The organism is Mesorhizobium sp. BR1-1-2 (assembly GCF_020165435.1).
Lineage (GTDB): Bacteria > Pseudomonadota > Alphaproteobacteria > Rhizobiales > Rhizobiaceae > Mesorhizobium.
Genome location: NZ_JAIUID010000006.1, coordinates 143,825 through 168,937 on the forward strand (window position 1 = coordinate 143,825; position 25,113 = coordinate 168,937).

The window sequence follows — 25,113 nt, forward strand, 5'->3', positions numbered from 1 at the left end:
CCGGCAAAGCCGTTTTGAAGGTTTGCCGATCCTCCAACAGCGACACGCCACGGAAAGCAGGCAGGCAATGAAGACCGAACAGGGCAGTCCCGGACATCTGCGCGATTTCACCACCGACGCCAGGGTGTTGCTGATCGCGGGCATCGCGGTGGTGGTGGCGACGGCCGGGCTGTTTGCCGGCATCATTCTGCTGAAATTGATCCGGCTCGCCACCAACGTCGCCTATTTCGGTCAGTTCACGCTCGCCGATCTGAAGCTGGAGGACACGCCGCTCGGTTATGCCGCCGTCGCAGTGCCGGTGATCGGCGCACTCATCATCGGCCTGATGGCGCGCTACGGCAGCGAGAAGATCCGTGGCCACGGCATTCCCGAAGCGATCGAAGCGATCCTGCTCGGGCGCTCGCGCCTGGACGCCAAGGTCGCAGTGCTGAAGCCGCTGTCGTCGGCGATCTCGATCGGCTCCGGCGGACCATTCGGCGCCGAGGGCCCGATCATTATGACCGGCGGCGCCATCGGCTCGCTGATCGCGCAGATGCTGCCGGTCAGCGACAATGAGCGCAAGACGCTGCTGGTGGCGGGCGCCGCTGCGGGCATGACCACCGTGTTCGGAACGCCGATCGCCGCCATTATGCTGGCAGTGGAGCTGCTTCTGTTCGAATGGACGCCGCGCAGCTTCATTCCGGTGGCGGTCGCTGCCATCGTGGCGGAGGTCGAGCGCACCATGCTGCACATGCCGGGACCGATCTTTCCGTTTCAGGGCGGCATGGCGATTTCCTTTGCCGGTCTTGGCGGCTGGGTTCTGATCGGCGTTGCCGCCGGCCTCCTGTCTGCCTTGCTGACGCAGATGGTCTATGCCTGCGAGGACGGTTTCCAGAAGCTGCCGATCCACTGGATGTGGTGGCCGATGCTCGGCGGCCTCGTCGTCGGCATTGGCGGCCTGATCGAGCCGCAGGCGCTCGGCGTCGGCTACGATAACATATCCAACATGCTGGACGGCCGTACGATCGCGACGGCGGCACTCCTCCTGTTGGTCGTTAAGGCCGTCATCTGGTCGGTGGCGCTGGGCTCGGGAACCTCGGGCGGCGTGCTGGCGCCACTGCTGATCATGGGCGGCGCGATGGGCGCGGTGCTGGCCGGCTTCCTGCCGGCGGCCGATCCCGGCTTCTGGGCGCTGCTGGCGATGGCGGCGACCATGGGCGGCACGATGCGCGCGCCGCTGACGGCGACCTTCTTCGCGGTCGAATTGACCGGCAACACGCATGTGCTGGTACCGCTGATCGCGGCCTGCGCCGCCGCCCATGCGGTGACGGTGTTGTTGATGAAACGTTCCATCCTGACCGAGAAGATCGCCAGGCGAGGGCATCATCTGGTGCGCGAATACCGGGTCGATCCGTTCGCGCTGACCAGGGTGAACGAAGTGATGACCACGCAAGTCCAGAGCGTGCCGGCGACGATGACGCTGCATGGCGCAGCGGCGTTCCTGACCGCGCCGGAGACGCGTCATCCGAGCTTCCCGGTCATTGACGGCAACAGGCAGGTGCTCGGCCTCATCGATCCGCCGGCGATCCTGCGCTGGCGGCGCGCCGGCAAGCACCGCACGACGACGCTTGGCGACTTGCTGGCCGGTAGCAAGGTGACGCTTGCCTATCCCGATGAATATCTGGAAGGCTTGTCGGACAAGCTCTTGATGGCCAACGTGTCGCATCTGCCGGTCGTGGCGCGCGACGACGGAACGCTGGTCGGTTACGTCGGCTGGAAGGACCTGATGCGCGTCAGGTCCAGAAAGCAGGCGGAAGAGCGCGATCGCACGGCCCTGCTGGGGTTCGGCACCCGCCGCGGGAAACAGGAAAGCGCTGTCTGACGGAGCCTGGCATCAGGCGCGGCCGCGCTTCGCCCAGGCCAGTACATGGATCCGGAGCGCCGAGGACAGATTGGTGTCGCGCGGCCGGTTTTCGTCGACTTCCGCGACCAGCGCGGCAAGGGTCAGATTGCGCGCGACGGCGATGGCGACAAGGTCGTCAAAAAAAGGCTTTTCGAGCGAATAGCTGGTGCGGTGGCCCCGGATCGTCACCGAGCGTTTTTCGACCGGGCTCACCTGAAGCTCATTTGGGGTCCGGATCGGGCGACGGTTGACGCCGATGGCCCGCGACGAAAGACTCGGCCTTCTCGGCAACCAGGCGGTCGCGTTCCTTCTCTGCCCCGGAGCGGCCGTACAGGGCGCGGTTCTGGCTGGCAGTGCGCTCCTTCTCCAGCCTTGCCTTCTGCTTGCGGGCCTGGCGCAGATTGACGATGTCGGCCATGACGTGCGACCCGAAGGCTTATTTCTTGCGGAAGGCGTCGAGCGAGACGACTTCGGCGCCCTTGGCGGCATCGGCATCGGCCGCCTTCTTCTCGGGTTCGGCGGTCTTCTTCTCCGCCTTCGGCTTCTTCTCGGTGACGATGGCGAGCGGTTCGGGTGCCGGTTGGGAAGCCAGCTCGTCATCTGACTGGCCTTCGGTCTTGACGTCGAATTCGAGTTCGAAGTTGACCGACGGATCGTAGAAGCCGCGCACGGCCGAGAACGGGATTTCGAGTTTTTCCGGCACGTCCGAGAAGGAGAGCCCGACCTCGAAACCGGTCTCGGTGACCTTCAGGTCCCAATACTGGAACTGGATGACGATGGTCATCTGCTCCGGATAGCGCTCGCGCAGCCGCGACGACACGCGCACGCCCGGCGCGCCGGTCAGGAAAGTGATGAAGAAATGATGGTTGCCGGGGAGGCCGGTGCGCGCGACCTCGGCCAGGACCTTGCGCATGACGCCGCGCAACGCCTCCTGGGCCAGAATGTCGTAGCGGATGTGGTCGTCGGCCATGTGGCGGTCGGGTTCCGTTGAATCGTCCGCATAGCTGTAATCAAGCTTGAGCGCGGCGTAAACCGCATATAGACCGCCGCCGCGAGGAAGCGAGGACGATTGCCGAGATTTGATCGCGCGTCACCCGCAAATGTCACGCGTTCGCAAGCGCGGCGTGTTTCTTGACGCTGGCCGCGGAGGGGCGCTTGCCGAAAGCGCGCAGGAAGGTGCGCACGCCATTTGTCGCCGATTGCACAACCTCGTCCTCGGCCGGAGTGCCGCCGAGCATGAAGGTTGTCTGCAATTCAGCATTGACGAGGCCGAGGAACTGCCGCGCCGCGACGTCGGGATCGTCGATCGCGAGGTAACCGCCATAGGCAAGGCGGGCGAAGCGGGCGGCGATTGCCGGCCAGGTCCGCCCCGGGCCCTGTTCGCGCCATTCGGCGAACAGTTCGGGATAGCGTTCGCCTTCGGTCTGGATCAGTTTGCGCAGGAATTTTCCGTCGCGATTGCAGATGCAGTTCTGGTTCAGTCGCACGGCAAAACCGATGAGATCCGCTTCCAGATCGCTGGGCTGATCCGGGAACGTGGCGATGGTGGCGAAGATGCCGGCATTGCAGCGCTCGGTGAGATCGCGGACCACGGCGATGAAGAGCTTCTCCTTGTCGCCATGGTGGTTATAGACGGTCTGGCGCGAGACACCCGCCTCGGCAGCAATCAGGTCGATGTTGGCGCCGGCAAAGCCCTCGCGGCAGAACACGGAAGCGGCGGCGTCGACCACCGAGATGCGCTTGGCCTCGTGGCTGCGTGGCGGGAAACTGTCAGGAGAAACGCCCGGTCTCATGAAAATCTATATAGAGGCGATTGACGATTTAGACAAGACTGTCTAAATTTGTGGACACAGTATAAGGGGTTCACCTCTGGACAGGCGAACAATTCGCTCTCGGAGAGTCGGAATCCCACGGGATGGAACGTCCTGGGGTCAGACGTCGCCGTTGCGGCGGCAACCAGATTCGAAAGAAGCCTTTATCATGAGTCCCAAATTCCTCCGCATCGCGGTCGTGCTCGGCCTGTTGTCCGCCATCGGCCCTTTCGCCATCGATATGTATCTGCCCGCATTGCCCTCGATCGGCGCGGATCTCAACGCCGGCACCGCCGCGGTGCAGATGAGCCTGTTGATCTTCTTCCTGTCGATGGGCTTCGGCCAGATCGTCGTCGGGCCGATCTCCGATATGGTCGGACGCAAGCTGCCGCTCTACGGCGGTCTTGCGCTGTTCATGGTCGGCGGCATCGGTTCGGCATTGGCGCCGACCATCGAATGGCTGATCGCCTTCCGTTTCCTGCAGGGCCTTGGCGCCAGCGCCGGCATGGCCATTCCGCGCGCGATCGTGCGCGACCTGCACACCGGCAATGAAGCAGCCAAGCTGATGTCGTTGCTGATGCTGGTGTTCTCGGTGTCGCCGATCCTGGCGCCGCTGACCGGCAGCCAGATCATCGAGAGTTTCGGCTGGCGCGCCGTGTTCTGGACCGTGACGGCCGCGGCGGTGCTCGCAACCATCCTGCTCGCGACCTCGCTCAAAGAGACGCGGCCGGTTGAGGAACGCGCCGGCTCTTCCTTCGGCACCGCCCTTGCAGGCTACCGTTTCCTGATGGGCGACCGCAATTTCCTCGGCCTGGTGGCGATCGCGGGCTTCGGCATTGCGAGCTTCTTCGTCTATCTGTCGAGCTCGTCCTTCATCCTGATCGACCATTACGGCCTGTCGCCTTCGGTCTATAGCGTGTTCTTCTCGATCAATGCCGTCGCCTTCATCGGCATGTCGCAGCTCACAGGCGTGCTTTCGGAGCGTTTCGGGCTCAAGCGCGTGGTGTGGGTGGCGGTGACCGGCTACGCCACGACGATGGTGGCACTGTTCGCGATCATGGCTTCCGGCGTGGACCGGCTGGATGTGATGGCGGCGCTGCTGTTCGTCGGCTACGGCTTCCTCGGCCTGGTCATTCCGACCACCTCGGTGCTGGCCATGGAAGAGCATGGCGAGATCGCCGGCACGGCTTCGGCGCTGATGGGCACGCTGCACTTCGCCATCGGTGCGCTCGCCATGGGTGTCGCGGGCATCTTCTTCGACGGCACGCCGCTGCCGATGGTCGCCGGCATCACGCTCTGCGCGGTGATTTCGTTCACGCTGGCCAAGGTCACGCTCGGCCGCTCGCGCGGGGCAGTCGAGGCGCCGGCGGAGTAATCGATCGTCAACAGAATGAAAAAAGGCCGGGTCGATCCCGGCCTTTTTCACGCCAATCGCGTTTCGGCCAGCACGAATTTCAGCCTGGCGTCGACCGGTGCCAGAGGCAGCGGTACCAGTTCATAGCCGAGTTCGGTGTAGACGCCGACCAGTGCCCGATAGGTGCGCTCGGCTTCGTCCAGGGTTTGCTTGCGCTCTTCATCCTGAGCGAAGATTTCGGGCCAGGGCGGGGCAACGAAGACACGGGGGTTGTAGCGGAAGCGCTTCGCTGCAAGGCCGACGTGCCCGGGCACGGGCAGGCCGCTGAGGCGGAGATAGCCCAGCGTGTCGGGCACGCCACGATCGAAGAAGACCGGTCCTTCCTGTTCGATCGCGGCTTGGTACGAGCGCATCTCCCAGGACAGCATCAATTCGGCAAACAATGTGCGATCGTTCCAGGGCAAGGCGGGGCCGCCAATGGCGGACTGGTCGCGGATGATGCCGCGTCCGGCCTCGATCGAGGTGGCGAAGCCTTTTTGCCGCAAGGCTTCGATCAAGGTGGTCTTGCCGGAGCCCGGACCGCCGGTCAGCACGAAGAATCGGTCGGAATTGTTTTGCATTTTTTACCCGTGTCGAAGGAGGCACGCGGCTCCGCTGCGTCGCCTCCCACGGGCCGAACGAAGTCCGGCCGGCGCGACGGTGCCGTTGCGCGTGATGCAGATGAAACAGGGGAGAAGTGGAGGTTTCTGTTGCCAGGTACCTCCGAACCCCGCCTAGAAGTGCGAACCCCTAGGGCTTGATTTGAAGCTATCGCACTGCATTAAGCAGCGAGACGTGCTTCCGCATAGTTGTCGTTGGCAACTATAAGTTTAGCCCGATGACGGTGGTACAATGCCGGGCAAAAGTACGATCTTTACACCTTCGTCGATCCTATTTCGCCCCCAGCAAAAGCCGCTCCGTCTTTCAGAGCGGTTTTTGGTGGAGGCGCCGGGTACCGCCCCCGGGTCCGAACGGCTTATTTCATCGCCAGTTTATCGCCATAGTCGGTCAAGCCGACCAAGCGAATATAGGGGGCCATCGCCAGAAATGAAAGACCGCAATCGTGCTTTGTCCCTGTGTCAAAATGCGACGCGGCAGGGTTGACTTGGGAACGGTCTCAACCGAAGCTTTGCCGCGGTGAGGAGTTACCGACCGAGCGCACGAGTTGCGGAGCGCGCCACAGCCCTCATCGACCGGATCCGTGGCGCCGACGAGGGGAATTTTGATGGCCGACTATCTTGCAGACGTGAAGAAATACGACGCCGCGGCGAGTGCCGAAACTGTCGAGAAGATCGTCAAGCATCTGGGCATCGCGCTCAGGAACCGCGATTCCTCGCTGGTGTCCTGCACCGATCCCAAGGAGCTCGAGCGCGTCCGGGAAAACTGGGTCGGCAAGAAGCTCGGCGTCGCCGATGCGGCGAAGGCAGATGCCGCGATCGAGAAGACCTGCAAGGCGATGGCCGCAGACAACACCAAGAATCGGGTGACTTTTTACTACCTCGTTGCCAAGGACCTGGGAAAGCTCGGTTCGCTCTGACGGGTCGCTGCGATTTGCAAGGCTGGCAGCAGGCGGTCTGATTTTTAACTTGCCGGCGTCGGCGCCGCCCGTCATTGCCCTGCATGGCATTTCTCCCCGTATCGGGAGAAAGGGGCAGCCACAGCACTGGCGCTAATCTCGCAACGCTGGCGATTGGCGAATCGTCCACGACGGCACTCCTCTCCCCGGCATGCGGGGAGAGGACGCCGGCACGCAGGTGACGGGCAGCGCCAACGGCCGGAAGGGTGGTAGGGCAAGCAACGTTCGCGCCGCTTTGTGGTATTCGGTCACCTGTGTATCGGTTATGATGACGAAATAACCGAATCGAGCCGAACCGATGCGCCAGTATCTCGACCTTTTGCAGCACGTGCTGGACCACGGCGCCGACCGCGGCGACCGCACCGGCACGGGAACGCGCTCCGTCTTCGGCTACCAGATGCGCTTCGACCTGGCGCGCGGCTTTCCCGTCACCACCACAAAGAAGCTGCACCTAAAGTCGATCATTCATGAGCTGCTGTGGTTCCTGGCCGGCGAAACCAATATCAAATATCTTACCGACCATGGCGTTTCCATCTGGGACGAGTGGGCTGACGAGAATGGCGATCTTGGCCCCGTCTACGGCAAGCAGTGGCGTTCCTGGCCGGACGGCCATGGCGGGTCGATCGACCAGATAACCAATCTTCTGAAGGAGATACGCCGCAATCCTCAATCGCGGCGGCTAATCGTTTCGGCCTGGAATCCGGCCGAGGTGGAGGCGATGGCGCTGCCGCCATGCCATTGCCTGTTCCAGTTCTACGTCTCGGAAGGCCGGCTTTCCTGCCAGCTTTACCAGCGTTCGGGCGACATCTTCCTCGGCGTGCCGTTCAACATCGCCTCCTACGCCCTGCTGACGCTGATGGTGGCGCAGGTGACTGGCCTGAAGCCCGGCGACTTCGTCCATACGCTCGGCGACGCGCATCTTTATTCGAATCATTTCGAGCAGGCACGCGAGCAGTTGCGGCGCACGCCGAGAGCGCTGCCGACCATGTGGATCAACCCTGAAGTGAAGGATCTCTTCGCCTTCCGCTTCGAGGATTTCCGGCTGGAAAACTATGTCGCCGACGCGACGATCAAGGCGCCGATCGCGGTCTGAACCGCCGGCGCAGTGGTTGCCGGCCTGATCTCTCGCGGCCGTGGCGATGGCCTCGCCGATACGTCGTTTTGATATCTTTTCGACGAGATCGGTCGACCTTACCCTCACGGCAGGAGATTTCCGGGGGAGGCGTCCATGCGATTGCCAGCAGCGGTATTTGCGCTCGTCTTTGTCTTCGCTTTCAATGCCCACGCATTTGCCGAGTGCGGGTGTGAATGCATCAACAACAGCATGAAGCCGTTCTGCGATGATCCAGCTGCTAAGCTACCACACTGTCCGCGCGCGACTTGCAAGCCCGCTGACGCAGAGGGGAATGACCTTCCCGCAAGCGCCATATCAAGCGAGACGCGGTATGTCTGCAAAGTGCGGATGGTGAAGACGCCGGAAGGCTTGTTTCGACACACACTTATCTGCATTTAGACATTGCCTCGCCTCTCCCAATAGATCGCGGCGGCGACAGCTTTGAAGGCACAGTCTACACGCCGATCAATCGTACCAATGCATGTCGCCCAAAGGTCTTCTTCTGCCTTCGCTGTATCCGTGCTGGTCTATCGCAGGTCGCGATGACGCCGCGCATTCAATGGCGACGCTGAGCGAAAAACCTTTCCTTGTTATATTCATATGGATATATCGGATGGCAGACTTCGAGCCGGGCCGAATGTCAACTCAGGGAGAGTTTCATGACGCGCAACGGTTTTGCAGTGACGGCGGTCGCCATTGGCGGCTTCGCGGCGGCGTGGACGGCGGCAGTGTCGGCGGCTCGCGCGCAAGGCCAGGTGGTGGTGTTTGCGGCCGCCAGCCTCAAGGACGCGCTCGACGCGGTCAACAAAGCCTGCGCGGCTGATGTCGGCGAAGCGGCGACCATCTCCTACGCGGCGAGTTCGGCGCTCGCCAAACAGATCGAAAGCGGCGCGCCGGCGGACGTCTTCATCTCGGCCGATCTCGACTGGATGAAGTATCTTTCCGACAGGAAGCTGACCAAGCCCGATACCGAAGTGAAGCTGCTCGGCAACCAGATCGTGCTGGTGGCGCCGAAGGATTCGGCCGTTGAAGCCAAGATCGAAAAGGGTTTTGATCTGGCCAGGCTGGTCGGCGACGGCAAGCTCGCCATGGGCGACTTCAAGGCTGTGCCGGCCGGCAAATACGGCAAGGCCGCCCTTGAATCGCTCGGCGTCTGGTCCTCGGTCGAGGGCAAGGTGGCGCAGGCCGAGAATGTGCGTGCGGCACTCAAGCTGGTCTCGACGGGCGAAGCGGCTCTCGGCATCGTCTACGCCACGGACGCGCATGCCGAAAAGGGCGTCAAGGTCGTTGGTGTTTTCCCCGAGGATTCGCATCCGCCGATCATCTATCCGGTTGCCCAGACCGCGGATTCGAAGGACAAGGACACGCCTGCCTTCCTGAAGTGCCTGCGGACGGCAAAGGCATCGGATCTATTCAAGGAGCAGGGTTTCACGGTCCTTGCGCCCGTCAACTAGGATAGCCACCTGCGCATGAACTGGCTGCTGGACCTCACTCCCGACGAATGGAATGCGGTCCGGCTGTCCATCAAGGTGGCGACAGTGGCGATGATCGCTAGCCTGCCGCCGGGCATAGCGATAGCGCTGCTCCTGGCGCGGGGCCGTTTCTGGGGCAAGACGCTGCTCAACGGGCTGGTGCATTTGCCGCTGATCCTGCCGCCCGTGGTGACCGGCTATCTCCTGCTTCTGACCTTCGGCAAGCGCGGGCCGGCCGGCGCATTCCTGGCCGAGCATTTCGGCATCGTCTTTTCCTTTCGCTGGACGGGTGCGGCTCTTGCCTGCGGCGTCATGGGTTTTCCGCTGATGGTGCGGGCGATCCGATTGTCGATCGAGGCCGTCGACCGCAAGATGGAGGCGGCGGCCGGAACGCTCGGCGCCAGCCCGCCATGGGTGTTCGGCACCATCACCTTGCCGCTGATCCTGCCCGGGCTGATTGCCGGCGCCATCCTCTCCTTCGCCAAGGCGATGGGCGAGTTCGGAGCGACGATCACCTTCGTCTCCAACATCCCGAACGAGACGCAGACGCTGCCGTCGGCAATCTACACGTTCACCCAGGTGCCGGGCGGCGATGCCGGCGCGCTTCGGCTGACGCTGATCTCGATCGTCATCTCGATGACCGCCCTGGTGGCCTCGGAAGTGTTGGCGCGGCGCGTCGGCCGGCGGATGGACATCGAATGACGGTCCTTGTCGACACCCGCCATCGGCTCGGCGATTTCCATCTCGACATTCGCTTCGAGAGCGCCGGGCGGCTGACGGCGCTGTTCGGGCCCTCCGGTTCGGGCAAGACCACGCTGATCAATATGATTGCCGGGCTGATCCGGCCCGACCAGGGACGCATAGAAGTCGATGGCCGTGTGCTGGTCGACACGGCCAAGGGTGTTTTCGTGCCGAAGCACAGGCGCCGGATCGGCATGGTGTTCCAGGACGCGCGCCTGTTTCCGCATATGAGCGTGGCGAGCAATTTGCGTTATGGCCGCTGGTTCACGCCGGCGGCGGAGCGTTATGTTGAGATCGACGCCGTCGTCGAATTGCTTGGCATCGAGCCGCTGCTGCCGCGGCGGCCGGCAAAGCTCTCGGGCGGCGAGAGACAGCGCGTCGCGATCGGCCGGGCGCTGCTCGCCAGCCCCCGGCTGTTGCTGATGGACGAGCCGCTGGCCTCGCTCGACGAGGCGCGCAAGGCCGAAATCCTGCCCTATGTCGAGCGGCTGCGCGACGAGACGAAGATCCCGATCGTCTATGTCAGCCATTCGATCGCCGAGGTGGCGCGGTTGGCGAGCGACGTGGTGATGCTGGCGCAAGGCAAGCTTGCCGCCAGTGGCCCGACCACGACTGTCATGCAAAGGCCGGACCTTCTGCCGGCGGAGGAGCGCGGCGAGGGCGGCGCGGTGCTGGACACCAGCGTACTTCATCATGACGAGGTTTTCGGCATGACGGTGCTTGGCTCGAATGCCGGCGAGATACGCGTGCCCAAGCTGGCGGCGATGGTGGGCGCGCCGGTGCGTATCCGCGTCCGCGCCCGCGACGTTATGATCGCCACCGAACGGCCGTCAGGTCTCAGCGCGCTCAACATCCTGGCCGGCACGATCGTCGCGATCAGGCCGGGCGAGGGGCCGACGGTCGAGATCGGCATCGACTGCAACGGCGCGACCGTGCTGGCACGGGTCACCGAACAGTCGCGGCAGGTTCTGAAGCTGCGGCTCGGCGGACAGGTCTTCGCCGTGATCAAGACGGTGAGTTTCGACCAGGCAAACACCGGGGGCGGGCTCCCCGCGCAGGCGGACGGCTGAAACGACGAGCGGGTCTCTGCGCTATATCGATTTGGAATAGCGAGGCCGCCAGGGACGCTCTAACATGGCGGGCGTGATCGCGGAGGAAGAAAATGCCGTCGCTAAGCTTGCGGATAAACCTCGACCCCGACGGGCGCATCGGGCCAGGCAAGATCGAATTACTAGAGCAAATCGCCGCCTTCGGTTCGATCTCGGCCGCCGCGCGCGGCATGGAGATGTCCTACAAGCATGCCTGGGACCTGGTCGAGGACATGAACCGGGTGTTCGGCAAGCCGCTGGTGGCCGCGCAGACCGGCGGCCGCAAGGGCGGCGGCGCGCAACTGACGGCGGTGGGCCTGGCCGTGGTCAGCCGTTTCCGCGCCATCGAACGCGCGGCGGCTTCGGCTGCCGCCACACATATGGAGGCGTTGCAGGCGGAGATTGAGGCGGGGTAGAGAGTAAGGCAGTAGGGCAGTAGGGCAGTAGGGCAGTAGGGCAGACCAACTCGGCGCGTTGGAATTTTACTCCCCTCCCTTCCGCAGCAAATAGGTGTCCATGATCCAGCCCTTCTTCCGGCGGGCTTCCTCGCGGATTCTTTCGATTTCGGCGCCGACATCGCCGAGGCGGCCGGAGACGATGATTTCGTCCGGCGTGCCGAGATAGGCGCCCCATTGGATGAAAAGGTCCCGGTCGGCGAGCGTGTTGAAGGCGCATTTGCCGTCGAGCAGGACGACAGCGCTGCCGGCATTCTGCGGCATGCCTTCATCCGTCAGCCGGCGGCCGGTGGTGATGAGGATCGAATCGCCAATACGGTTCAACGCCGTCGCGTGGCTGGCGGCGAGCGCTTGGATGGCCGTGATGCCGGGAATAACTTCCAGTTCAAAGGCGACGTTGCCCCTGAGGCGCACGCGCTCCAGGATGCGCAGCGCGCTGTCGTAGAGCGAGGGGTCGCCCCAGATCAGGAAGGCGCCGCAGCCGTCCTCGGCGATCTCGTCGCGGATCAGGTCTTCATAGATGGCCGCGATCGCCTCGTGCCAGTCATCGACAGTCGAGCGATAGGAAGGCGCTGGTTCGGCCCGCACGGGCACGTCGAATTCCACGCGGCGGGAATTCGGGTTGGTGACGAAACGGTCGCAGATGTGACGGCGCAGTTCGGCAAGATCGTTCTTCTTCGCACCCTTGTCGGGGATGAACAGCACGTCGGCCCGATTGAGGCCTGATATGGCCTGCACGGTCATATGGTCGGGATTGCCGGCGCCGATGCCGATGACGAGAAGCTTGCGCATGACGCGAACTCCTGCCCGATCGCAACCCTTTAGTCCAGACTGGCGTGGCGCGGATGCGGAAGGGCTTTGAAACGCCACGTTGAAACCGCTAGGGTCATCGCGACATTCTCGCCGAGGGGCTTTCATGTTGCGATATGTTCTGACCACGGTGCTGGCCTTGTCGGCCGCACCCGCGTTCGCCAATGATTCTGTTGCCGAGCTCGGCACCGGCGGCTTGGTCCTGTCGCGCAGCGATGCCGTGGCGATGCAGAGCGAGGAGCTCTTCATCTCGCCGGAAAAGGTGACCGTGGACTACGTCTTCCACAACAACACCGACAAGGACGTCGACGCGATCGTCGCCTTCCCAATGCCCGACATCTCCGGCGATCCCGAGGAGATGCCGGCGATCCCCGAAAACCAGAGCGACAATTTCCTCGGCTTCGAGGTGACGATCGATGGCGTGGCAGCAAAGCCTGAGCTCGAGCAGAAGGCGTTCGCGCTCGGCATCGACATCGGTGCCGACCTGAAGGCGCAGAACGTGCCTTTCAACCCATTTGGTGAAGCGGCAAAGGCGGCGCTCGCGAAACTGCCGCAAACGGTGGCCGACGATTGGGTCACCCGCGGCATCATCATCGAGGACACTGTCGATGACAGCGCTGGCGCGAAACCCAATTATGCACCGTTCTGGCAATTGCGCCCGACCTATTGGTGGCGCTCGACCTTTCCGGCCAACAAGGACGTCCATGTCTCGCACCGCTACAAACCGAGCGTCGGCGGCACCTCGTCGGTCAGCTTCTTCTACGACGGCAAGTTCCAGGGGCAGTACGCTACCTACAAGACCCGCTACTGCATGGATGACACGTTCGAGAGCGCGGTGCGCAAGGCTGCCAAGAACGATCCCGACGGCTACCCCAAATATTACGAAAGCCGCATCGCCTATATCCTGACCACCGGCGGCAACTGGGCGGCGGGCAGCATCGGCAAGTTCAAGCTGACCGTCGACAAGGGCAACCCCAAAGCGCTGGTCTCGTTCTGCGGCGACAATGTCAGGAAGGTCGGGCCGACGAGCTTCGAGATGACGGCTGAGGATTTCTATCCCGAGCGCGACATCGACATCCTCATCCTCGATCCAACGGACAACGGGAACGGCAACTGATGCACGTGGCAATCTATGTCGCCATCGCCGAGAACGGCGTCATCGGGCGGGACGGAGGGCTGCCCTGGCGGCTTTCCACCGATCTCAAGCGCTTCAAGGCAGACACGATGGGCAAGCCCATCATCATGGGCCGCAAGACCTATGAAGGCATCGGCCGGCCGCTGCCGGGCAGGCTCAACATCGTCGTAACCCGCGACCAGGCCTGGCGCGCTGACGGCGTGGAAGTGGCGCATACGCTTGAGAACGCGATCCAACTGGCCGATGTGCGTGGGCGTTGCATGAGCGGGGTGGATGAGGTCTGCGTCATCGGCGGCGGCGAGATTTATGCGCAAGCGCTGCCGCTGGCCGACCGGCTGCACGTCACCCATGTGCTGGCCGCTGTCGACGGCGATGCGCATTTCCCGCCGATCGATCCGAAACGCTGGCGCGAAGTCAGTTCGCAGGAGATCCCGGCCGGCGAAAAGGACAGCCACGCGACGCGCTATACGGTTTACGAGCGACGCCGCGAGAGCCATTGAAAGAAAAAACGCGTTTTAAGACGACAAAGGGTCGCGACGGGTCCAAAACCGATGATGCCGGCAGAGCATCGCGTTGAAAGCGCACGGTGGCGTCCCTATAGAAGAACAAGACTGGATTTGCGCCACAGCACCGGCGCTTGAGGGAATTCCAAGCGAAAGGACATTCATGCCCTGGAACGACAAAGGTGGCGGTGGCGGCGGCCCATGGGGCGGCGGCGGCAACAATCAGGGGCCCTGGGGGCAGGGACCGAAGGGGCCAAGCGGCCCGCAAGGCTCGCCTCCCGACCTCGAGGACATCATCCGCCGTGGCCAGGACAGGCTGCGGCGCGCGCTGCCCGGCGGTGGCGGCGCCAGTCCGGCCATATTCGGGCTGATCGGCGCGGCGCTGGTCGTGCTGTGGGCGTTCCAGGCAGTCTATACCGTGCAGCCCGACGAGGTCGCGGTCGAGCTGCGCTTCGGCAAGCCGAAGGCCGAACTGTCGCAGCCCGGCCTGCATTTCCACTGGTGGCCGCTCGAAACCGTAGAAACGGCCAAGATTTCCGAGCAGCTCGTCGACATTGGCGGTGGCGCGTCCAGCGGCAACACGTCAGGGCTGATGCTTTCGGGCGACCAGAACATCGTCAACGTGCAGTTCTCGGTCGCCTATCAGGTCTCCGATCCCCGCGCCTATCTGTTCGACGTCTCCGACCCGGACGGCATGCTGCGGCAGGTCGCCGAAAGCGCGATGCGCGAGGCCGTCGGCCGCAGGCCGGCGCAGGACATCTTCCGTGACGACCGCCAGGGCATAGCGGCTTCGGTGCGCGAGATCATCCAGACCACGCTCGACGGCTACAAGGCCGGGCTCCAGGTCAACGCCATCTCGATCGAGGACGCGGCGCCGCCGCGTGAGGTCGCCGACGCCTTCGACGAGGTGCAGCGCGCCGAGCAAGACGAGGATAAGTTTGTCGAGCAGGCCAACCAGTACTCCAACCAGAAGCTCGGCCAGGCTCGCGGCGAGGCCGCACAGGTCCGCGAAGACGCGGCCGCCTACAAGAACCGGGTGGTGCAGGAGGCCGAAGGTGAGGCCCAGCGCTTCATCTCCGTCTATGACGAATATGCCAAGGCGCCCGATGTGACGCGCAAGCGGCTTTACCTGGAAACGATGGAGAAGGTGCTGAAGGACTCCGGTAAGGTGATCGTCGAGCAAGGCAACGGGCAGGGGGTTGTCCCCTATCTGCCGCTGCCGGCATTGCAGCAGAAAGCGCCGGCTCCGGCCCCCCTTGGCGCGACGACGGGAGGTAACCAGTGATGGCCAACCGTCTCCCTGTCATCGTCGTCATCGCGGCGGTCATCCTGTTCCTCATCTATTCGTCGGTCTTCGTGGTCAATGCGCGCCAGCAGGCGCTGGTGCTGAGGTTCGGCGAGATTGTCGACGTCAAGACCGAACCCGGCATCTACTTCAAGGCGCCGTTCTCGTTCTTCGACGCCGACACGGTGCAGCTGATCGAGAACCGGGTGCTGCGCTTCGACCTCGACAACATCCGCGTCCAGGTCTCGGGCGGCAAGTTCTATGAGGTCGATGCCTTCATCGCATACCGAATCTCGGATCCGCGTGTCTTCCGTGCCGCCGTTTCCGGCCAGATCGAGCTCGCCGAAGCGCGGCTGAGGACGCGTCTCGACGCTGCCTTGCGCCGGGTCTACGGTCTGCGCGACTTCGAGGCCGCCCTTTCGGAGGAGCGCGCGGTAATGATGCGCGAAGTGCGCGATCAGCTACGGCCCGACGCCACCTCGCTCGGCCTGCAGATCGAGGATGTCCGCATCCGCCGCACCGACCTCACCGCCGAAGTCTCGCAGCAGACCTTCGATCGCATGAAGGCCGAACGTCTGGCCGAGGCCGAAAGGCTGAGGGCGCGCGGCAACGAGGCGGCGCAGCGCATCAAGGCCCGCGCCGACCGTGAGGTGGTCGAGATCATCGCGGAAGCGCAGAAGGAGTCCGAAATCCTGCGCGGCGAGGGCGAGGCGCAGCGCAGCGCCACCTTCGCCGAGGCCTATCAGCGCGATCCGGCGTTCTTCGACTTCTACCGGTCGATGAACGCCTATGGCACGGCGCTGGACAACACCGGCACGACAATGGTGCTGTCGCCGAATTGGGAGTTCTTCCGTTTCTTCCGCGACCCTGACGGCAAGGAGGCGCCGGCAAAGCCGGCGGCTCCGCAGCCGGCACCTGCCGCGCCGGCGACGGCGCCCGCGGTATCGCCCAGCACCGGCCAGTAGCGGCCGGTGCAGGATTTCTTCGCGGCAATAGGCCTGGTCCTCGTCATCGAGGGCCTGGTCTATGGCGGCTTTCCCGGCTTCGCCAGGAAGCTGGCGGGCGAGGTGCTGTCATTGCCGGAGAATGCATTGCGGATTGCCGGGCTGGTGGCGATCGGAGCCGGCGTCGGCGTCGTCTGGCTGGTTCGCGGCGGATAGGAGCGGCGGTTTGCGCAATAACGCGGGATTTACACTCTGCCGATAGCCACAGCCGCAAACGTGCCTTATTTCTTGCCATCATGGCGCGACACGGCGTTTTCGTCGAAGCGCTTTTCTCTTTCAGAAATGCCGGGAGGCTTCTCGATGACATCCAACACCCTTTTGCGCGCGGCTCGACGCACTTTCGTCGCCGGCGCGGCAGCGCTTCTTCTGGGCACCGTGGCCGTTCCAGCCTTCGTGACGCCGACAATGGCCGCCGATGGGCCTGCTTCGGTGGCCGACCTGGCGCAAGGCCTGCTCGGCGCGGTGGTCAACATCTCGACCTCGCAGACGGTGAAGGGCACGGAAGGTCCGGGCGCGGTGCCGATGCCGCAGCTCCCCGAAGGCTCGCCATTCCAGGATTTCTTCGACGATTTCTTCAAGAACCGCGGCGGCGACAAGGACAATGGCTCGCAGAAAGTGCAGTCGCTCGGCTCCGGTTTCGTCATCGACGCCGAGCAGGGCATCGTCGTCACCAACAACCATGTCATCGCCGATGCCGACGATATCGAGGTCAATTTCTCCGATGGAGTCACGCTGAAGGCGACGTTGGTCGGCACCGACACCAAGACCGATGTCGCGGTGCTCAAGGTTGATCCGAAGGGCCACAAGCTGACGGCGGTGAAGTTCGGCGATTCCACCAAGATGCGCGTCGGCGACTGGGTGATGGCGATCGGCAATCCGTTCGGCCTCGGCGGCACGGTCACGGTCGGCATCGTCTCGGCGCGTAACCGCGACATCAATTCAGGCCCCTATGACGACTTCATCCAGACCGATGCTGCGATCAACCGCGGCAATTCGGGCGGGCCGCTGTTCAACAGCGCCGGCGAGGTCATCGGCATCAACACGGCGATCATTTCGCCGTCCGGCGGCTCGATCGGCATCGGCTTCTCCATCCCCTCGCAGCTCGCATCGGGCGTTGTCGAGCAACTGCGCCAATATGGCGAAACGCGGCGCGGCTGGCTTGGCGTGCGCATCCAGCCGGTGACCGACGATATTGCCGAGAGCCTCGGCATGGCGACCGCCAAGGGCGCGCTGGTCGCCGGCGTCATCAAGGGTGGACCGGTCGACAACGGCACCATCCAGGCCGGCGACGTCATCATCAAGTTCGACGGCAAGGACATCCACGAAATGCGCGACCTGCCGCGTGTGGTCGCGGAGAGCCCGGTCGGCAAGGCGGTCGACGTGCTGATCGTGCGCAAGGGTGTCGAGCAGACGGTGAAGGTGACACTCGGCCGGCTCGAGGACAGCGAGAAGCTCGCCAGCGGCGAAAACGGCAACACCGACCAGGACAAGGGCGACAAGGCGCCGGCGGTTTCGACGGCCTCGGTGCTCGGCATGACCGTCGGCGAACTGAACGACGATACGCGCAAGAAGTTCAGCATCGCCGCCGATGTTTCGGGCGTCGTCATCACCGATGTTGCCAAGGACTCGGCCGCGGCTGAACGCGGCATCCAGCCGGGCGAGGTGATCACCGAAATCGCGCAGGAATCGGTCGCCACGCCCAAGGATGTGATGGATCGGATCGGCGCGCTGAAGGAGCAGGGACGCAAGAACGCACTGCTGATGCTGGCGTCCAAGACCGGTGAGCTGAGGTTTGTGACCATCCGGATGGATTGAATCCGGCACAGCCTGCAACAATCTGATTGAGGAGGGCGGTTAGCGAACCGCCCTTTTTCTTGCCCGCCAATCCTTGTTCGTCAGCCTGTAGAACACATGCCGCTTGAGCGCGGGGTGGCTGTCGGGAGTGTCGGGATAGTCGAAATCGGCGGATGGATCGGCTGTCATGCCGAGGCGCTCCATGACGGCGGTCGAGCGGTGGTTGTTCGCGACCGCGAAGGAGACGATCTCGCCAAGGCCGAGTTTTTCGAAGCCGTAGGCCAGCCATGCCTCGGCAGCTTCCGTGACATAGCCCTTGCCCCAGAATTCGGGCGCCAGCCGCCAGCCGATCTCGACGGTGCCGGCGGGTAGAAATGGCAGATGGTCGGTCCCGGTGATCCCGACAAAGCCGATGCATTGACCTGACGCGGCGATCTCGGCGGCGGCGAAGCCATAGCCGTCCCGATCGATGATGGCCCGCAATTCGTCCATCTTGGCGTCGGCTGCGGCACGGTCGCGACGGAAGGGGAAGAACTCCATCACGCGTTCGTCGGAATTGATGCGGTGGAACAGCTCGCGGTCGCGATCCTCCCAGTTGCGCAGGATCAGGCGTTCGGTGCGCATAGGCTTCATTGCACGAATTCTTCCTGCCTATAGCCTTGCAGATAGAGCAATGCGGTCAGGTCGCCATGGTCGATGCGAACCTTTGCCTGTGCGGCCACCATCGGTTTGGCATGCAGCGCAACACCGGTGCCGGCAAGGCGGATCATGTCGAGATCATTGGCCCCGTCGCCGACGGCAATGGCATCGGCCGGGGTGAGGCCGAGACGCGCCGTGATCTCGATCAGCGCCTCGGCCTTGGCGGCGCGGCCGAGGATCGGCTCGCCGACCAGCCCGGCAAAGAAGCCATCCTGTTCGAGCAGGCGGTTGGCGCGGTTTTCATGGAAGCCGAGCATGGCGGCGATGCGTGAGGTGAAGACCTCGAAGCCGCCCGAGACCAGTGCGGTCCAGGCGCCGTTGGCCCGCATCGTCTGCACTAGCGCGCGGCCGCCGGAGGCCAATGTCAACCGGTTGGCAACGATCAGATCGACCACGGCCGCATCGAGCCCCTTGAGCAACGCCACGCGCTCGCGCAGGGCGGGCTCGAAGGCGATCTCGCCATTCATCGATCGTGCGGTGATCGCCGCGACGTGCTCCTTGACGCCGATCTCGTCGGCCAACTCGTCGATGCATTCCTGGTCGATCATGGTCGAATCCATATCGGCGATGAGGATCTTCTTGCGGCGCGTTGCCGACTGCTGGACGATCACGTCGATCGGCTCGGCGGCCAGCGCCGCGCGCAGACCGGCGGTCGCCTCGTCGGCTTGCGTACTCGCCGGCAGTGCGAGATCGCAGGCAATGTCTTCGGCCAGCCAGCGAACAGTGCTTGCGCCCACCGACCGTGAGGCCATATTCGCAAGCGATGGCGACAAGGCACGATCGGCGGGATGGGAAACAAGCGTGGCAACAAGCGGCATCGATAATTCCGGTGCGGATGCGGGCGAAGGCCGCGTGAAGAACGCGATCCTGATAGCCGGGCCGACCGCCAGCGGCAAGTCGGCGCTGGCGCTCGATGTGGCCGAACGTGCCGGCGGCGTGATCGTCAACACCGATTCCATGCAGGCCTATTCGGTTCTCGACGTGTTGACCGCCCGACCGGAGGCGGCCGACCTCGCTCGGGCACCGCATTATCTCTATGGGCATGTCCATCCCGGCATCGCCTACTCGACCGGCGCGTGGCTGCGCGACGTGACGAAGCTGATCGAAGACGGCGCGCTCTCGCGGCGACCGATCTTCGTCGGCGGCACCGGCCTTTACTTTCGCGCGCTGGCCGAGGGCATTTCGGAAATGCCCGACATTCCGCGGCAGGTGCGCGACCGTTGGCGCTACGAGTTGAAGGAGCAAGGCGCCGTCAAACTGCATGGCATCCTGCTGCGAGAGGATTCCAGGGCCGCCACCCAGTTGAAGCCGACCGACAGCCAGCGCATCGTGCGGGCGCTCGAAGTGCTCGACGCTTCCGGCCGCTCCATCCTGGACTGGCAGGCCGCGCGGGGCCGTCCGCTCATCGACAGACAGACGGCTCGCTTCTTCGTCATCGAGCCGGACCGGGCCGCGCTGGTCGGACGCATCGAAAGGCGTTTCGACCAGATGCTGGCCAAGGGCGCGCTGGACGAAGTCAGGGAACTCGCATCGCTTCGTCTCGATCCGCAATTGCCGGCGATGAAGGCGATCGGCGTTCGTGAACTGCAAGCGGCAATGGCCGGACAATCTGGTTTTCCCGAGGCGATCGAGCGCGCCAAGATCGCAACCAGGCAATATGCCAAGCGGCAGACGACCTGGTTTCGGCACCAGCTAGGACCGGAATGGCAAAGATTGCACCCTGGTGACGATATCGAAACCACGATCCAAACGCTTGTTGCTAATGCAACCTAGAAAGCTGATCCTTCACGGAAAGGGTCTCGTTGTGGTTGTCGAAATTAACCCTCCGTAAGGCTCGCCATGCCATAAGGTCGACGGGCATTTTTCCATCGGGGAGCAGATGCGTTTCCACAAGGCGGAATCGGCGTTTTTCGTCTTTATCTTCGTGATCCTGGCCGCCGGCCTGGTGACGCTGCATGCCTATGGACTGCTGCAATCCTTTGTCACCGAACTGCACACGGCCGCCGGCCTGGACAAGGTCATCTACCTCAACAAGCTGCTTTTCGCGACGGGCGTGCTGCTCGCGACCGCGCTGTTCTTCGGCATCTTCTTCATCTACCCGCTGATCCGCAAGCAGGCGACGGAGGAAGGCAAGCTGCGCGCCATGACCGTGTCGCTGAGCGCCCGCTCCGAGACGTTCGAACATGCGGCGCTGACAGACAGCCTGACCGGCATGCAGAACCGGCGCTATTTCGACGACGCGCTGAAGGAATATCTCGAAGAGTTCAAACGCATCGAGAAACCCGTCGGGCTGATGATCCTCGACCTCGATCATTTCAAGCAGGTCAACGATACACATGGCCACGACGTCGGCGACGAGGTACTCAAGGCCGTCGCCAGCTGTCTCAAGGACATGACGCGCTACCATGACGTGGTGGCGCGATTGGGCGGTGAGGAATTCGCCGTGGTCACACCCAACATGGAGGCGGAATTATTGTCGAAATTCGCCGAGCGCATCCGCAAGGCGATCGCCAACATGTCGGTTCTCTCGGGCAATGTCCGGCTCAAGATCACCACCAGCGTCGGCCTTGCCGTCTGGGACCGCAAAGAGACGGCGGAAGAATTCTATCGCCGCGCCGACCGCCAGCTCTACGAGGCCAAGAGGCAGGGCCGCAACCGCGTCTGCGCCTGAAATCCCGAAGAAGAATTCATGAGGCCGGTTGCCTGACGCGGCTTTCTCGACTTCCGGCGCTCACGGACTGAATGTCCGCTCCGCTCCGGCTTCCCGAAAACCACGCCATCCAATCCGGCCTGATGAATTCCCTTTCGGGATTTAACCAAGCTGGTTCGATGATGTGAAGCCCTTGGAAGCTTGTGTGCGGCTTCCCGGCCGGTCGTCAGAGAGCTTGCAGGCTCAATCGTTCTGGGGGCGCATGCCGAATGTGGCGGGCTTGAGGCCGTAGCGCATGTCGAAATCATCGTCCGATTGCACGCGTGCGGCCGGCGGCTTGCGGTAGTCGGGATCGCCAGCCTGGCGGCCAGAATCGACCACTTCGGCAAAGGCCATCGCCTGCTGCTGCGGCTTTGGAACGTTGCGAAGCCGTTCCACGATCGTCACCAGATCGACATCGTCGCCGGTTTTCGACGACATGGCTTGTTCGCGCTTGGCCGTGCCGGGGATCAGTTCAGCCGGCAGTCTCTCGAACTTCAGCCGCATCGTCGTCGCCACGCCTTCGCCGAAGGCGATCGCTTCGCGCTGGCCCATGGACGACAGGAAAGCAAGCGTGGAGGCGGACGAGTCGGCGATGGCCGAGCGGATGATCGCCTGGTCCTGCTCATTGGCGAGCCGCATGGCGAAAAAGGTCGAGCACTGCGACAGGATGGTCGGGTCGAGTTCGCCCGGGCGCTGGGTGACGACGCCGAGATAGCAGCCATATTTGCGGCCTTCCTTGGCAATGCGCGACAGCGCGTGCCTTGTCGGCGCGAAGCCGAGGCGTGCATCGGCCGGCATGTAGCGGTGCGCTTCTTCGCACAGCAATAGGAGCTGCAGCTTGCCCTCGCTCCACAGCGCAAGGTCGAACGCCAGGCGCGCCAGCACCGAACAGACGGAATTGACCACTTCGGACGGCATGCCGGCCATTTCGAAACAGGTCACCGGGCGGCCGTTATGCGGCACGCGGAAGATGTTGCCGATCGTCTCGTGGATGGTGTCCTCGATCAGGCGCGAGTTGAACATGAAACGGTAGCGCGGATCGGCTGCCGCCGATTCGATGCGCGTCTTCAGCGATTTGAGCGTCGGGCGCTCGTTCTTGCTTTCGAGCATGCCCATACGCTCGTCAATCTGCTTGAGCAGATCGGCAATGCGGTAGGGCACTGGCGTATCGGCGGTCAGCGCATCGCTGCCGCGCCTGAGATAGGCACCGGAATTGGGGTTCCGATAGAGGTTTTTGGCGAGCGGAATGAGATCGCGCAGCGCATCGATCTCGTCGGGCACGGTCTCTCGGCCGCGAAACAGAACCTCGGCGAATTCCTCGAGCCGGAACATCCAGAACGGAAGGTCGAGCGTCTTGGAATCGACCTTGACGCAATATTCGGGCAGCGACGCGGCGAATTCATTGTGCGGATCGAGGATCAGGATGCGCAGATCCGGCCGCGCCGCGATCGATTTGCGCAGCAGCAGCGAAACAGCGGTGGACTTGCCGACGCCGGTGGTGCCGACAATGGCAAAGTGGCGCGCCAGCGTGTCGTCGATGGCGATGTTGGCAGCGATCGCCTCATCCTGCGACAGCGAGCCGATGGTGATCGAATGACGTCCGGCCAGATCGTAGACGGCCTGCAGGTCACGGCTGCGGATGCGGTGCGCGATGGCGCCGATATGGGGATAGGTGGTGATGCCGCGGTCGAAGATCGGCTTGGAGCCGGGTTCGGCGCCGTCGCGCACTTCGCCGATCAGCTCGATGCTGACTTCGATGGCGTTCTGGCCTTCGCTGTTCCAGGCGCGATCCGACTTGCCGATCGCATAGACCAGGCCGACGGTGCGCGTCGTGCCGAGATTGACCGAGATCATCTTGCCGACCGTCCACAGGCCGGTCACCGCGCCGTCGACGTCATCCGCAAAGGCGCTGATGGTGGCCCGCGCGCCGTCGCATTGCACGACATTGCCCAGGATGCGCCTGTCGTTCTGTTCGGCGTTGCGGCGCTCCTGCGATGTCGGTTCTCCGACGGAGGCTTCGCGTTCGACATACATGGACAGGCCAATCCCCATTTTCCCTCACGTCGAAGCCTACGGGAACGGGGTTAAGGTCGAGTGTGGCCGGATGGTGTAGGGAGGATTAAGAAGCCGGCGAAAATTGTCGCGACAAGGCTCTTTTCCAGCGATCGGTTTTCGCTATAATAGACGGATGGATGATATAGCGAACGACATCTCCTCGACAATCGGCAGACGGATACACGCCGAGAGGACGATACGGGACTGGTCCCTGGCCGAGCTCGCCGAGCGCTCCGGCGTCTCCAAAGCCATGCTGAGCACGATCGAGCGCGGCATGACCAGCCCGACGGCAGCCCTCCTGGTGCGGATCGCCGCGGCCTTCGGCATGACGCTGTCGACCCTTATCGCACGCGCGGAATTGCAGGGTGGGGGCTTGCTGCGGGCTGACGCGCAGCCCGTCTGGCGCGATCCCGACACGGGCTATGTCAGGCGGCATCTTTCGCCGGCCGGCGACATGCCGCTCGAACTGATCAGGGTTCATCTGCCGGCGGACGCCAAGGTCAGCCTGCCCGCGGCGTCCTACGCTTTCATCAAACAGCAGATATGGCTGATCTCCGGACGGCTCGAATTCACCGAGGGCGATCTGGTGCACAGGCTCGAGCCCGGCGACTGTCTGGCGCTCGGCGCGCCGTCGGACTGCACCTTCCATGCACTCGAGGCGGGCGCCGACTACCTCGTCGCGCTGGTCAGGGGCTGACATCATGGCCGCGACACGTCCGAAGCGCTCCCACAATGGGGGACCGCCGCTCGACGACTACAAGGGGCCGCCATGGGGCAAGGGCGATCCTTATGTTTTCCTGGCCTGGCAGGCCGCGCATGCCAAGGCGTGGAAAGCACCGAGCCGCGACGTCATGCTGATGCGCGTGGACAAGGCGGAACGGCTGGGACTCACCTATGAGGAATACACGCTCGAACTCCTCGAGCGTGGACGCCACCTTCAGGAAGAGGACACCGAACGCATCGCCGCGATCAAGGCGGCACGCAAGCGAAGGCGATTCAGCGCTTTCGATTGACGCCAGTTCGACCATATCGATCCTTCCATCTCAGCCAGGCAGAACGAGCATGCATTCCATCGAGATCAGAATGTTGACGCAGGACGCGCGAACACAGGCGTTGCTTGGCGATCTTCTGGTCGAAACGGTTGCCGCGGGCGGGTCGGTGAGCTTCATGCATCCGCTGGCGCCGGAAACCGCCCGCAGGTTCTGGGACACGTCGCTGACGGCGGCCGCAAGAGGCGAGCGGGTGGTGCTTGGGGCGTGGGAGGCAGACACGCTGGTCGGCACGGTCACGCTGCTGCTCGACTGTCCGCCCAACCAGCCGCACCGGGCCGAGATCGCCAAGCTGATGACGCGCCTCGATCGTCGAGGCAAAGGCGTGGCGACCCGCCTGATGCAAGTGGCCGAGTCCCTTGCGGTGGAGAGGGGCCGCACACTTCTGGTTCTGGATACGGCGACCGAAGAGGGGGCGTCCGGGCTCTATGAGAGGCTGGGCTTCACGCTGACCGGGGAAATACCGGACTATGCATTGAAGCCCCATGGCGGGCTGACCGGCACGCTCATCTACTGGAAGCGCATCGGCCGGTGACCCTCATGCCGGAGACGGCT

At 63.6% G+C, this 25,113-nt stretch carries 28 protein-coding genes and 1 other RNA gene; 19 read left to right on the top strand and 10 right to left on the bottom strand.

What is annotated here, in order from left to right:
- The first annotated feature begins 67 nt into the window (after positions 1-67).
- Positions 68-1,861: a chloride channel protein gene (locus LB551_RS15975; RefSeq protein WP_140554440.1), complete on the top strand. Its 1,794-nt coding sequence runs from the start codon at positions 68-70 to the stop codon at positions 1,859-1,861.
- A gap of 12 nt (positions 1,862-1,873) precedes the next feature.
- Here the strand turns inward: LB551_RS15975 and LB551_RS15980 are convergent, their stop codons facing one another.
- The 4 genes from LB551_RS15980 to LB551_RS15995 form a co-directional block, all read right to left on the bottom strand.
- The gene (locus LB551_RS15980) at positions 1,874-2,095 is read right to left on the bottom strand and encodes a ribbon-helix-helix domain-containing protein (protein ID WP_140648729.1); all 222 of its coding nucleotides are present in this window, start codon (positions 2,093-2,095) and stop codon (positions 1,874-1,876) included.
- A gap of 7 nt (positions 2,096-2,102) precedes the next feature.
- A complete protein-coding gene (locus LB551_RS15985; RefSeq protein WP_140639163.1) occupies positions 2,103-2,300 on the bottom strand; it encodes a DUF4169 family protein in 198 nt (65 codons plus the stop codon).
- An 18-nt stretch (positions 2,301-2,318) separates the two neighbouring features.
- Positions 2,319-2,852 (bottom strand): SspB family protein, encoded by a 534-nt coding sequence (locus tag LB551_RS15990; protein ID WP_140554444.1) that lies wholly within the window; start codon positions 2,850-2,852, stop codon positions 2,319-2,321.
- Positions 2,853-2,985: 133 nt separating this feature from the next.
- A complete protein-coding gene (locus LB551_RS15995; RefSeq protein WP_224659807.1) occupies positions 2,986-3,675 on the bottom strand; it encodes a TetR/AcrR family transcriptional regulator in 690 nt (229 codons plus the stop codon).
- A 187-nt stretch (positions 3,676-3,862) separates the two neighbouring features.
- Here LB551_RS15995 and LB551_RS16000 point away from each other — a divergent pair, with 187 nt between their 5' ends.
- Positions 3,863-5,068 (top strand): multidrug effflux MFS transporter, encoded by a 1,206-nt coding sequence (locus LB551_RS16000; protein ID WP_224659808.1) that lies wholly within the window; start codon positions 3,863-3,865, stop codon positions 5,066-5,068.
- A 47-nt stretch (positions 5,069-5,115) separates the two neighbouring features.
- On the opposite strand, the gene LB551_RS16005 is transcribed toward LB551_RS16000, so the two are convergent.
- Entirely contained in the window at positions 5,116-5,667 is a 552-nt protein-coding gene (locus tag LB551_RS16005) for an AAA family ATPase (RefSeq protein ID WP_224659809.1), read from the bottom strand.
- Positions 5,668-5,782: 115 nt separating this feature from the next.
- Positions 5,783-6,143: a transfer-messenger RNA gene (ssrA, locus tag LB551_RS16010) on the bottom strand.
- Between the two features lie 168 nt (positions 6,144-6,311).
- Here ssrA and LB551_RS16015 point away from each other — a divergent pair.
- From LB551_RS16015 to LB551_RS16040, 6 genes are all read left to right on the top strand, one after another.
- Positions 6,312-6,623: a DUF2853 family protein gene (locus tag LB551_RS16015; RefSeq protein WP_140554449.1), complete on the top strand. Its 312-nt coding sequence runs from the start codon at positions 6,312-6,314 to the stop codon at positions 6,621-6,623.
- A gap of 337 nt (positions 6,624-6,960) precedes the next feature.
- On the top strand, positions 6,961-7,755 hold the full coding sequence (locus tag LB551_RS16020; protein WP_224659810.1) for a thymidylate synthase: 795 nt from the start codon (positions 6,961-6,963) through the stop codon (positions 7,753-7,755).
- A gap of 680 nt (positions 7,756-8,435) precedes the next feature.
- Positions 8,436-9,230, top strand: coding sequence for a molybdate ABC transporter substrate-binding protein (gene modA / locus LB551_RS16025; protein WP_224659811.1), 795 nt, complete (start codon positions 8,436-8,438; stop codon positions 9,228-9,230).
- A gap of 15 nt (positions 9,231-9,245) precedes the next feature.
- A complete protein-coding gene (gene modB, locus LB551_RS16030) occupies positions 9,246-9,950 on the top strand; it encodes a molybdate ABC transporter permease subunit (RefSeq protein ID WP_224659812.1) in 705 nt (234 codons plus the stop codon).
- Positions 9,947-11,059: a molybdenum ABC transporter ATP-binding protein gene (gene modC, locus LB551_RS16035; protein ID WP_224659813.1), complete on the top strand. Its 1,113-nt coding sequence runs from the start codon at positions 9,947-9,949 to the stop codon at positions 11,057-11,059. Before modB ends, modC begins: the two co-directional genes overlap by 4 nt.
- 92 nt (positions 11,060-11,151) lie before the next feature.
- Complete coding sequence (locus LB551_RS16040) at positions 11,152-11,493, top strand: winged helix-turn-helix domain-containing protein (RefSeq protein ID WP_140554456.1); 342 nt, start codon at positions 11,152-11,154, stop codon at positions 11,491-11,493.
- A 66-nt stretch (positions 11,494-11,559) separates the two neighbouring features.
- Here the strand turns inward: LB551_RS16040 and cobF are convergent, their stop codons facing one another.
- Positions 11,560-12,324 (bottom strand): precorrin-6A synthase (deacetylating), encoded by a 765-nt coding sequence (cobF, locus tag LB551_RS16045; RefSeq protein WP_140553534.1) that lies wholly within the window; start codon positions 12,322-12,324, stop codon positions 11,560-11,562.
- A gap of 124 nt (positions 12,325-12,448) precedes the next feature.
- On the opposite strand from cobF, the gene LB551_RS16050 reads away from it, so the two are divergent.
- The 6 genes from LB551_RS16050 to LB551_RS16075 all read left to right on the top strand — a co-directional run bounded on the left by LB551_RS16050 (position 12,449) and on the right by LB551_RS16075 (position 18,084).
- Positions 12,449-13,459, top strand: coding sequence for a DUF4424 domain-containing protein (locus LB551_RS16050; protein ID WP_224659814.1), 1,011 nt, complete (start codon positions 12,449-12,451; stop codon positions 13,457-13,459).
- Positions 13,459-13,977 (top strand): dihydrofolate reductase, encoded by a 519-nt coding sequence (locus tag LB551_RS16055; protein WP_224659815.1) that lies wholly within the window; start codon positions 13,459-13,461, stop codon positions 13,975-13,977. Before LB551_RS16050 ends, LB551_RS16055 begins: the two co-directional genes overlap by 1 nt.
- A gap of 166 nt (positions 13,978-14,143) precedes the next feature.
- A complete protein-coding gene (hflK, locus tag LB551_RS16060; RefSeq protein ID WP_140495337.1) occupies positions 14,144-15,265 on the top strand; it encodes an FtsH protease activity modulator HflK in 1,122 nt (373 codons plus the stop codon).
- On the top strand, positions 15,265-16,230 hold the full coding sequence (hflC, locus tag LB551_RS16065) for a protease modulator HflC (RefSeq protein WP_224659816.1): 966 nt from the start codon (positions 15,265-15,267) through the stop codon (positions 16,228-16,230). The genes hflK and hflC overlap by 1 nt, the downstream gene beginning before the upstream one ends.
- 6 nt (positions 16,231-16,236) lie before the next feature.
- The gene (locus LB551_RS16070) at positions 16,237-16,425 is read left to right on the top strand and encodes a DUF2065 domain-containing protein (RefSeq protein ID WP_224659817.1); all 189 of its coding nucleotides are present in this window, start codon (positions 16,237-16,239) and stop codon (positions 16,423-16,425) included.
- A 144-nt stretch (positions 16,426-16,569) separates the two neighbouring features.
- Positions 16,570-18,084: a DegQ family serine endoprotease gene (locus tag LB551_RS16075; RefSeq protein ID WP_140495341.1), complete on the top strand. Its 1,515-nt coding sequence runs from the start codon at positions 16,570-16,572 to the stop codon at positions 18,082-18,084.
- Positions 18,085-18,123: 39 nt separating this feature from the next.
- On the opposite strand, the gene LB551_RS16080 is transcribed toward LB551_RS16075, so the two are convergent.
- Positions 18,124-18,696, bottom strand: a complete 573-nt coding sequence (locus LB551_RS16080) for a GNAT family N-acetyltransferase (RefSeq protein ID WP_224659818.1) — start codon at positions 18,694-18,696, stop codon at positions 18,124-18,126.
- Entirely contained in the window at positions 18,693-19,580 is an 888-nt protein-coding gene (serB, locus tag LB551_RS16085; protein ID WP_224627365.1) for a phosphoserine phosphatase SerB, read from the bottom strand. The genes LB551_RS16080 and serB overlap by 4 nt, the downstream gene beginning before the upstream one ends.
- On the opposite strand from serB, the gene miaA reads away from it, so the two are divergent.
- Complete coding sequence (gene miaA, locus LB551_RS16090) at positions 19,564-20,535, top strand: tRNA (adenosine(37)-N6)-dimethylallyltransferase MiaA (protein WP_224659819.1); 972 nt, start codon at positions 19,564-19,566, stop codon at positions 20,533-20,535. The genes serB and miaA overlap by 17 nt on opposite strands.
- Positions 20,536-20,641: 106 nt before the next feature.
- Positions 20,642-21,433, top strand: a complete 792-nt coding sequence (locus LB551_RS16095; protein ID WP_224659820.1) for a GGDEF domain-containing protein — start codon at positions 20,642-20,644, stop codon at positions 21,431-21,433.
- 222 nt (positions 21,434-21,655) lie between these two features.
- Here the strand turns inward: LB551_RS16095 and LB551_RS16100 are convergent, their stop codons facing one another.
- Entirely contained in the window at positions 21,656-23,488 is a 1,833-nt protein-coding gene (locus LB551_RS16100) for an ATP-binding protein (protein WP_140553686.1), read from the bottom strand.
- 154 nt (positions 23,489-23,642) lie between these two features.
- Between LB551_RS16100 and LB551_RS16105 the strand changes: the two genes are divergently transcribed.
- From LB551_RS16105 to LB551_RS16115, 3 genes are read left to right on the top strand one after another with little or no spacing between them, the layout of a single operon-like run.
- The gene (locus LB551_RS16105) at positions 23,643-24,206 is read left to right on the top strand and encodes an XRE family transcriptional regulator (protein WP_224659821.1); all 564 of its coding nucleotides are present in this window, start codon (positions 23,643-23,645) and stop codon (positions 24,204-24,206) included.
- Positions 24,207-24,210: 4 nt separating this feature from the next.
- Positions 24,211-24,522: a hypothetical protein gene (locus LB551_RS16110; RefSeq protein WP_140553552.1), complete on the top strand. Its 312-nt coding sequence runs from the start codon at positions 24,211-24,213 to the stop codon at positions 24,520-24,522.
- A 49-nt stretch (positions 24,523-24,571) separates the two neighbouring features.
- Positions 24,572-25,093 (top strand): GNAT family N-acetyltransferase, encoded by a 522-nt coding sequence (locus tag LB551_RS16115; protein ID WP_224627373.1) that lies wholly within the window; start codon positions 24,572-24,574, stop codon positions 25,091-25,093.
- The last annotated feature ends 20 nt before the right edge of the window (positions 25,094-25,113 follow it).

What these genes read in the sequence shown, in the direction of transcription:
- LB551_RS15975 (WP_140554440.1), top strand. Translation starts at nt 68, where the DNA reads ATGAAGACCGAACAGGGCAGTCCCGGACATCTGCGCGATTTCACCACC.
- LB551_RS15985 (WP_140639163.1), bottom strand. Translation starts at nt 2,300, where the DNA reads ATGGCCGACATCGTCAATCTGCGCCAGGCCCGCAAGCAGAAGGCAAGG.
- LB551_RS15990 (WP_140554444.1), bottom strand. Translation starts at nt 2,852, where the DNA reads ATGGCCGACGACCACATCCGCTACGACATTCTGGCCCAGGAGGCGTTG.
- LB551_RS15995 (WP_224659807.1), bottom strand. Translation starts at nt 3,675, where the DNA reads ATGAGACCGGGCGTTTCTCCTGACAGTTTCCCGCCACGCAGCCACGAG.
- LB551_RS16000 (WP_224659808.1), top strand. Translation starts at nt 3,863, where the DNA reads ATGAGTCCCAAATTCCTCCGCATCGCGGTCGTGCTCGGCCTGTTGTCC.
- LB551_RS16005 (WP_224659809.1), bottom strand. Translation starts at nt 5,667, where the DNA reads ATGCAAAACAATTCCGACCGATTCTTCGTGCTGACCGGCGGTCCGGGC.
- LB551_RS16015 (WP_140554449.1), top strand. Translation starts at nt 6,312, where the DNA reads ATGGCCGACTATCTTGCAGACGTGAAGAAATACGACGCCGCGGCGAGT.
- LB551_RS16020 (WP_224659810.1), top strand. Translation starts at nt 6,961, where the DNA reads ATGCGCCAGTATCTCGACCTTTTGCAGCACGTGCTGGACCACGGCGCC.
- modA (WP_224659811.1), top strand. Translation starts at nt 8,436, where the DNA reads ATGACGCGCAACGGTTTTGCAGTGACGGCGGTCGCCATTGGCGGCTTC.
- modB (WP_224659812.1), top strand. Translation starts at nt 9,246, where the DNA reads ATGAACTGGCTGCTGGACCTCACTCCCGACGAATGGAATGCGGTCCGG.
- modC (WP_224659813.1), top strand. Translation starts at nt 9,947, where the DNA reads ATGACGGTCCTTGTCGACACCCGCCATCGGCTCGGCGATTTCCATCTC.
- LB551_RS16040 (WP_140554456.1), top strand. Translation starts at nt 11,152, where the DNA reads ATGCCGTCGCTAAGCTTGCGGATAAACCTCGACCCCGACGGGCGCATC.
- cobF (WP_140553534.1), bottom strand. Translation starts at nt 12,324, where the DNA reads ATGCGCAAGCTTCTCGTCATCGGCATCGGCGCCGGCAATCCCGACCAT.
- LB551_RS16050 (WP_224659814.1), top strand. Translation starts at nt 12,449, where the DNA reads ATGTTGCGATATGTTCTGACCACGGTGCTGGCCTTGTCGGCCGCACCC.
- LB551_RS16055 (WP_224659815.1), top strand. Translation starts at nt 13,459, where the DNA reads ATGCACGTGGCAATCTATGTCGCCATCGCCGAGAACGGCGTCATCGGG.
- hflK (WP_140495337.1), top strand. Translation starts at nt 14,144, where the DNA reads ATGCCCTGGAACGACAAAGGTGGCGGTGGCGGCGGCCCATGGGGCGGC.
- hflC (WP_224659816.1), top strand. Translation starts at nt 15,265, where the DNA reads ATGGCCAACCGTCTCCCTGTCATCGTCGTCATCGCGGCGGTCATCCTG.
- LB551_RS16075 (WP_140495341.1), top strand. Translation starts at nt 16,570, where the DNA reads ATGACATCCAACACCCTTTTGCGCGCGGCTCGACGCACTTTCGTCGCC.
- LB551_RS16080 (WP_224659818.1), bottom strand. Translation starts at nt 18,696, where the DNA reads ATGAAGCCTATGCGCACCGAACGCCTGATCCTGCGCAACTGGGAGGAT.
- serB (WP_224627365.1), bottom strand. Translation starts at nt 19,580, where the DNA reads ATGCCGCTTGTTGCCACGCTTGTTTCCCATCCCGCCGATCGTGCCTTG.
- LB551_RS16095 (WP_224659820.1), top strand. Translation starts at nt 20,642, where the DNA reads ATGCGTTTCCACAAGGCGGAATCGGCGTTTTTCGTCTTTATCTTCGTG.
- LB551_RS16100 (WP_140553686.1), bottom strand. Translation starts at nt 23,488, where the DNA reads ATGTATGTCGAACGCGAAGCCTCCGTCGGAGAACCGACATCGCAGGAG.
- LB551_RS16105 (WP_224659821.1), top strand. Translation starts at nt 23,643, where the DNA reads ATGGATGATATAGCGAACGACATCTCCTCGACAATCGGCAGACGGATA.
- LB551_RS16110 (WP_140553552.1), top strand. Translation starts at nt 24,211, where the DNA reads ATGGCCGCGACACGTCCGAAGCGCTCCCACAATGGGGGACCGCCGCTC.
- LB551_RS16115 (WP_224627373.1), top strand. Translation starts at nt 24,572, where the DNA reads ATGCATTCCATCGAGATCAGAATGTTGACGCAGGACGCGCGAACACAG.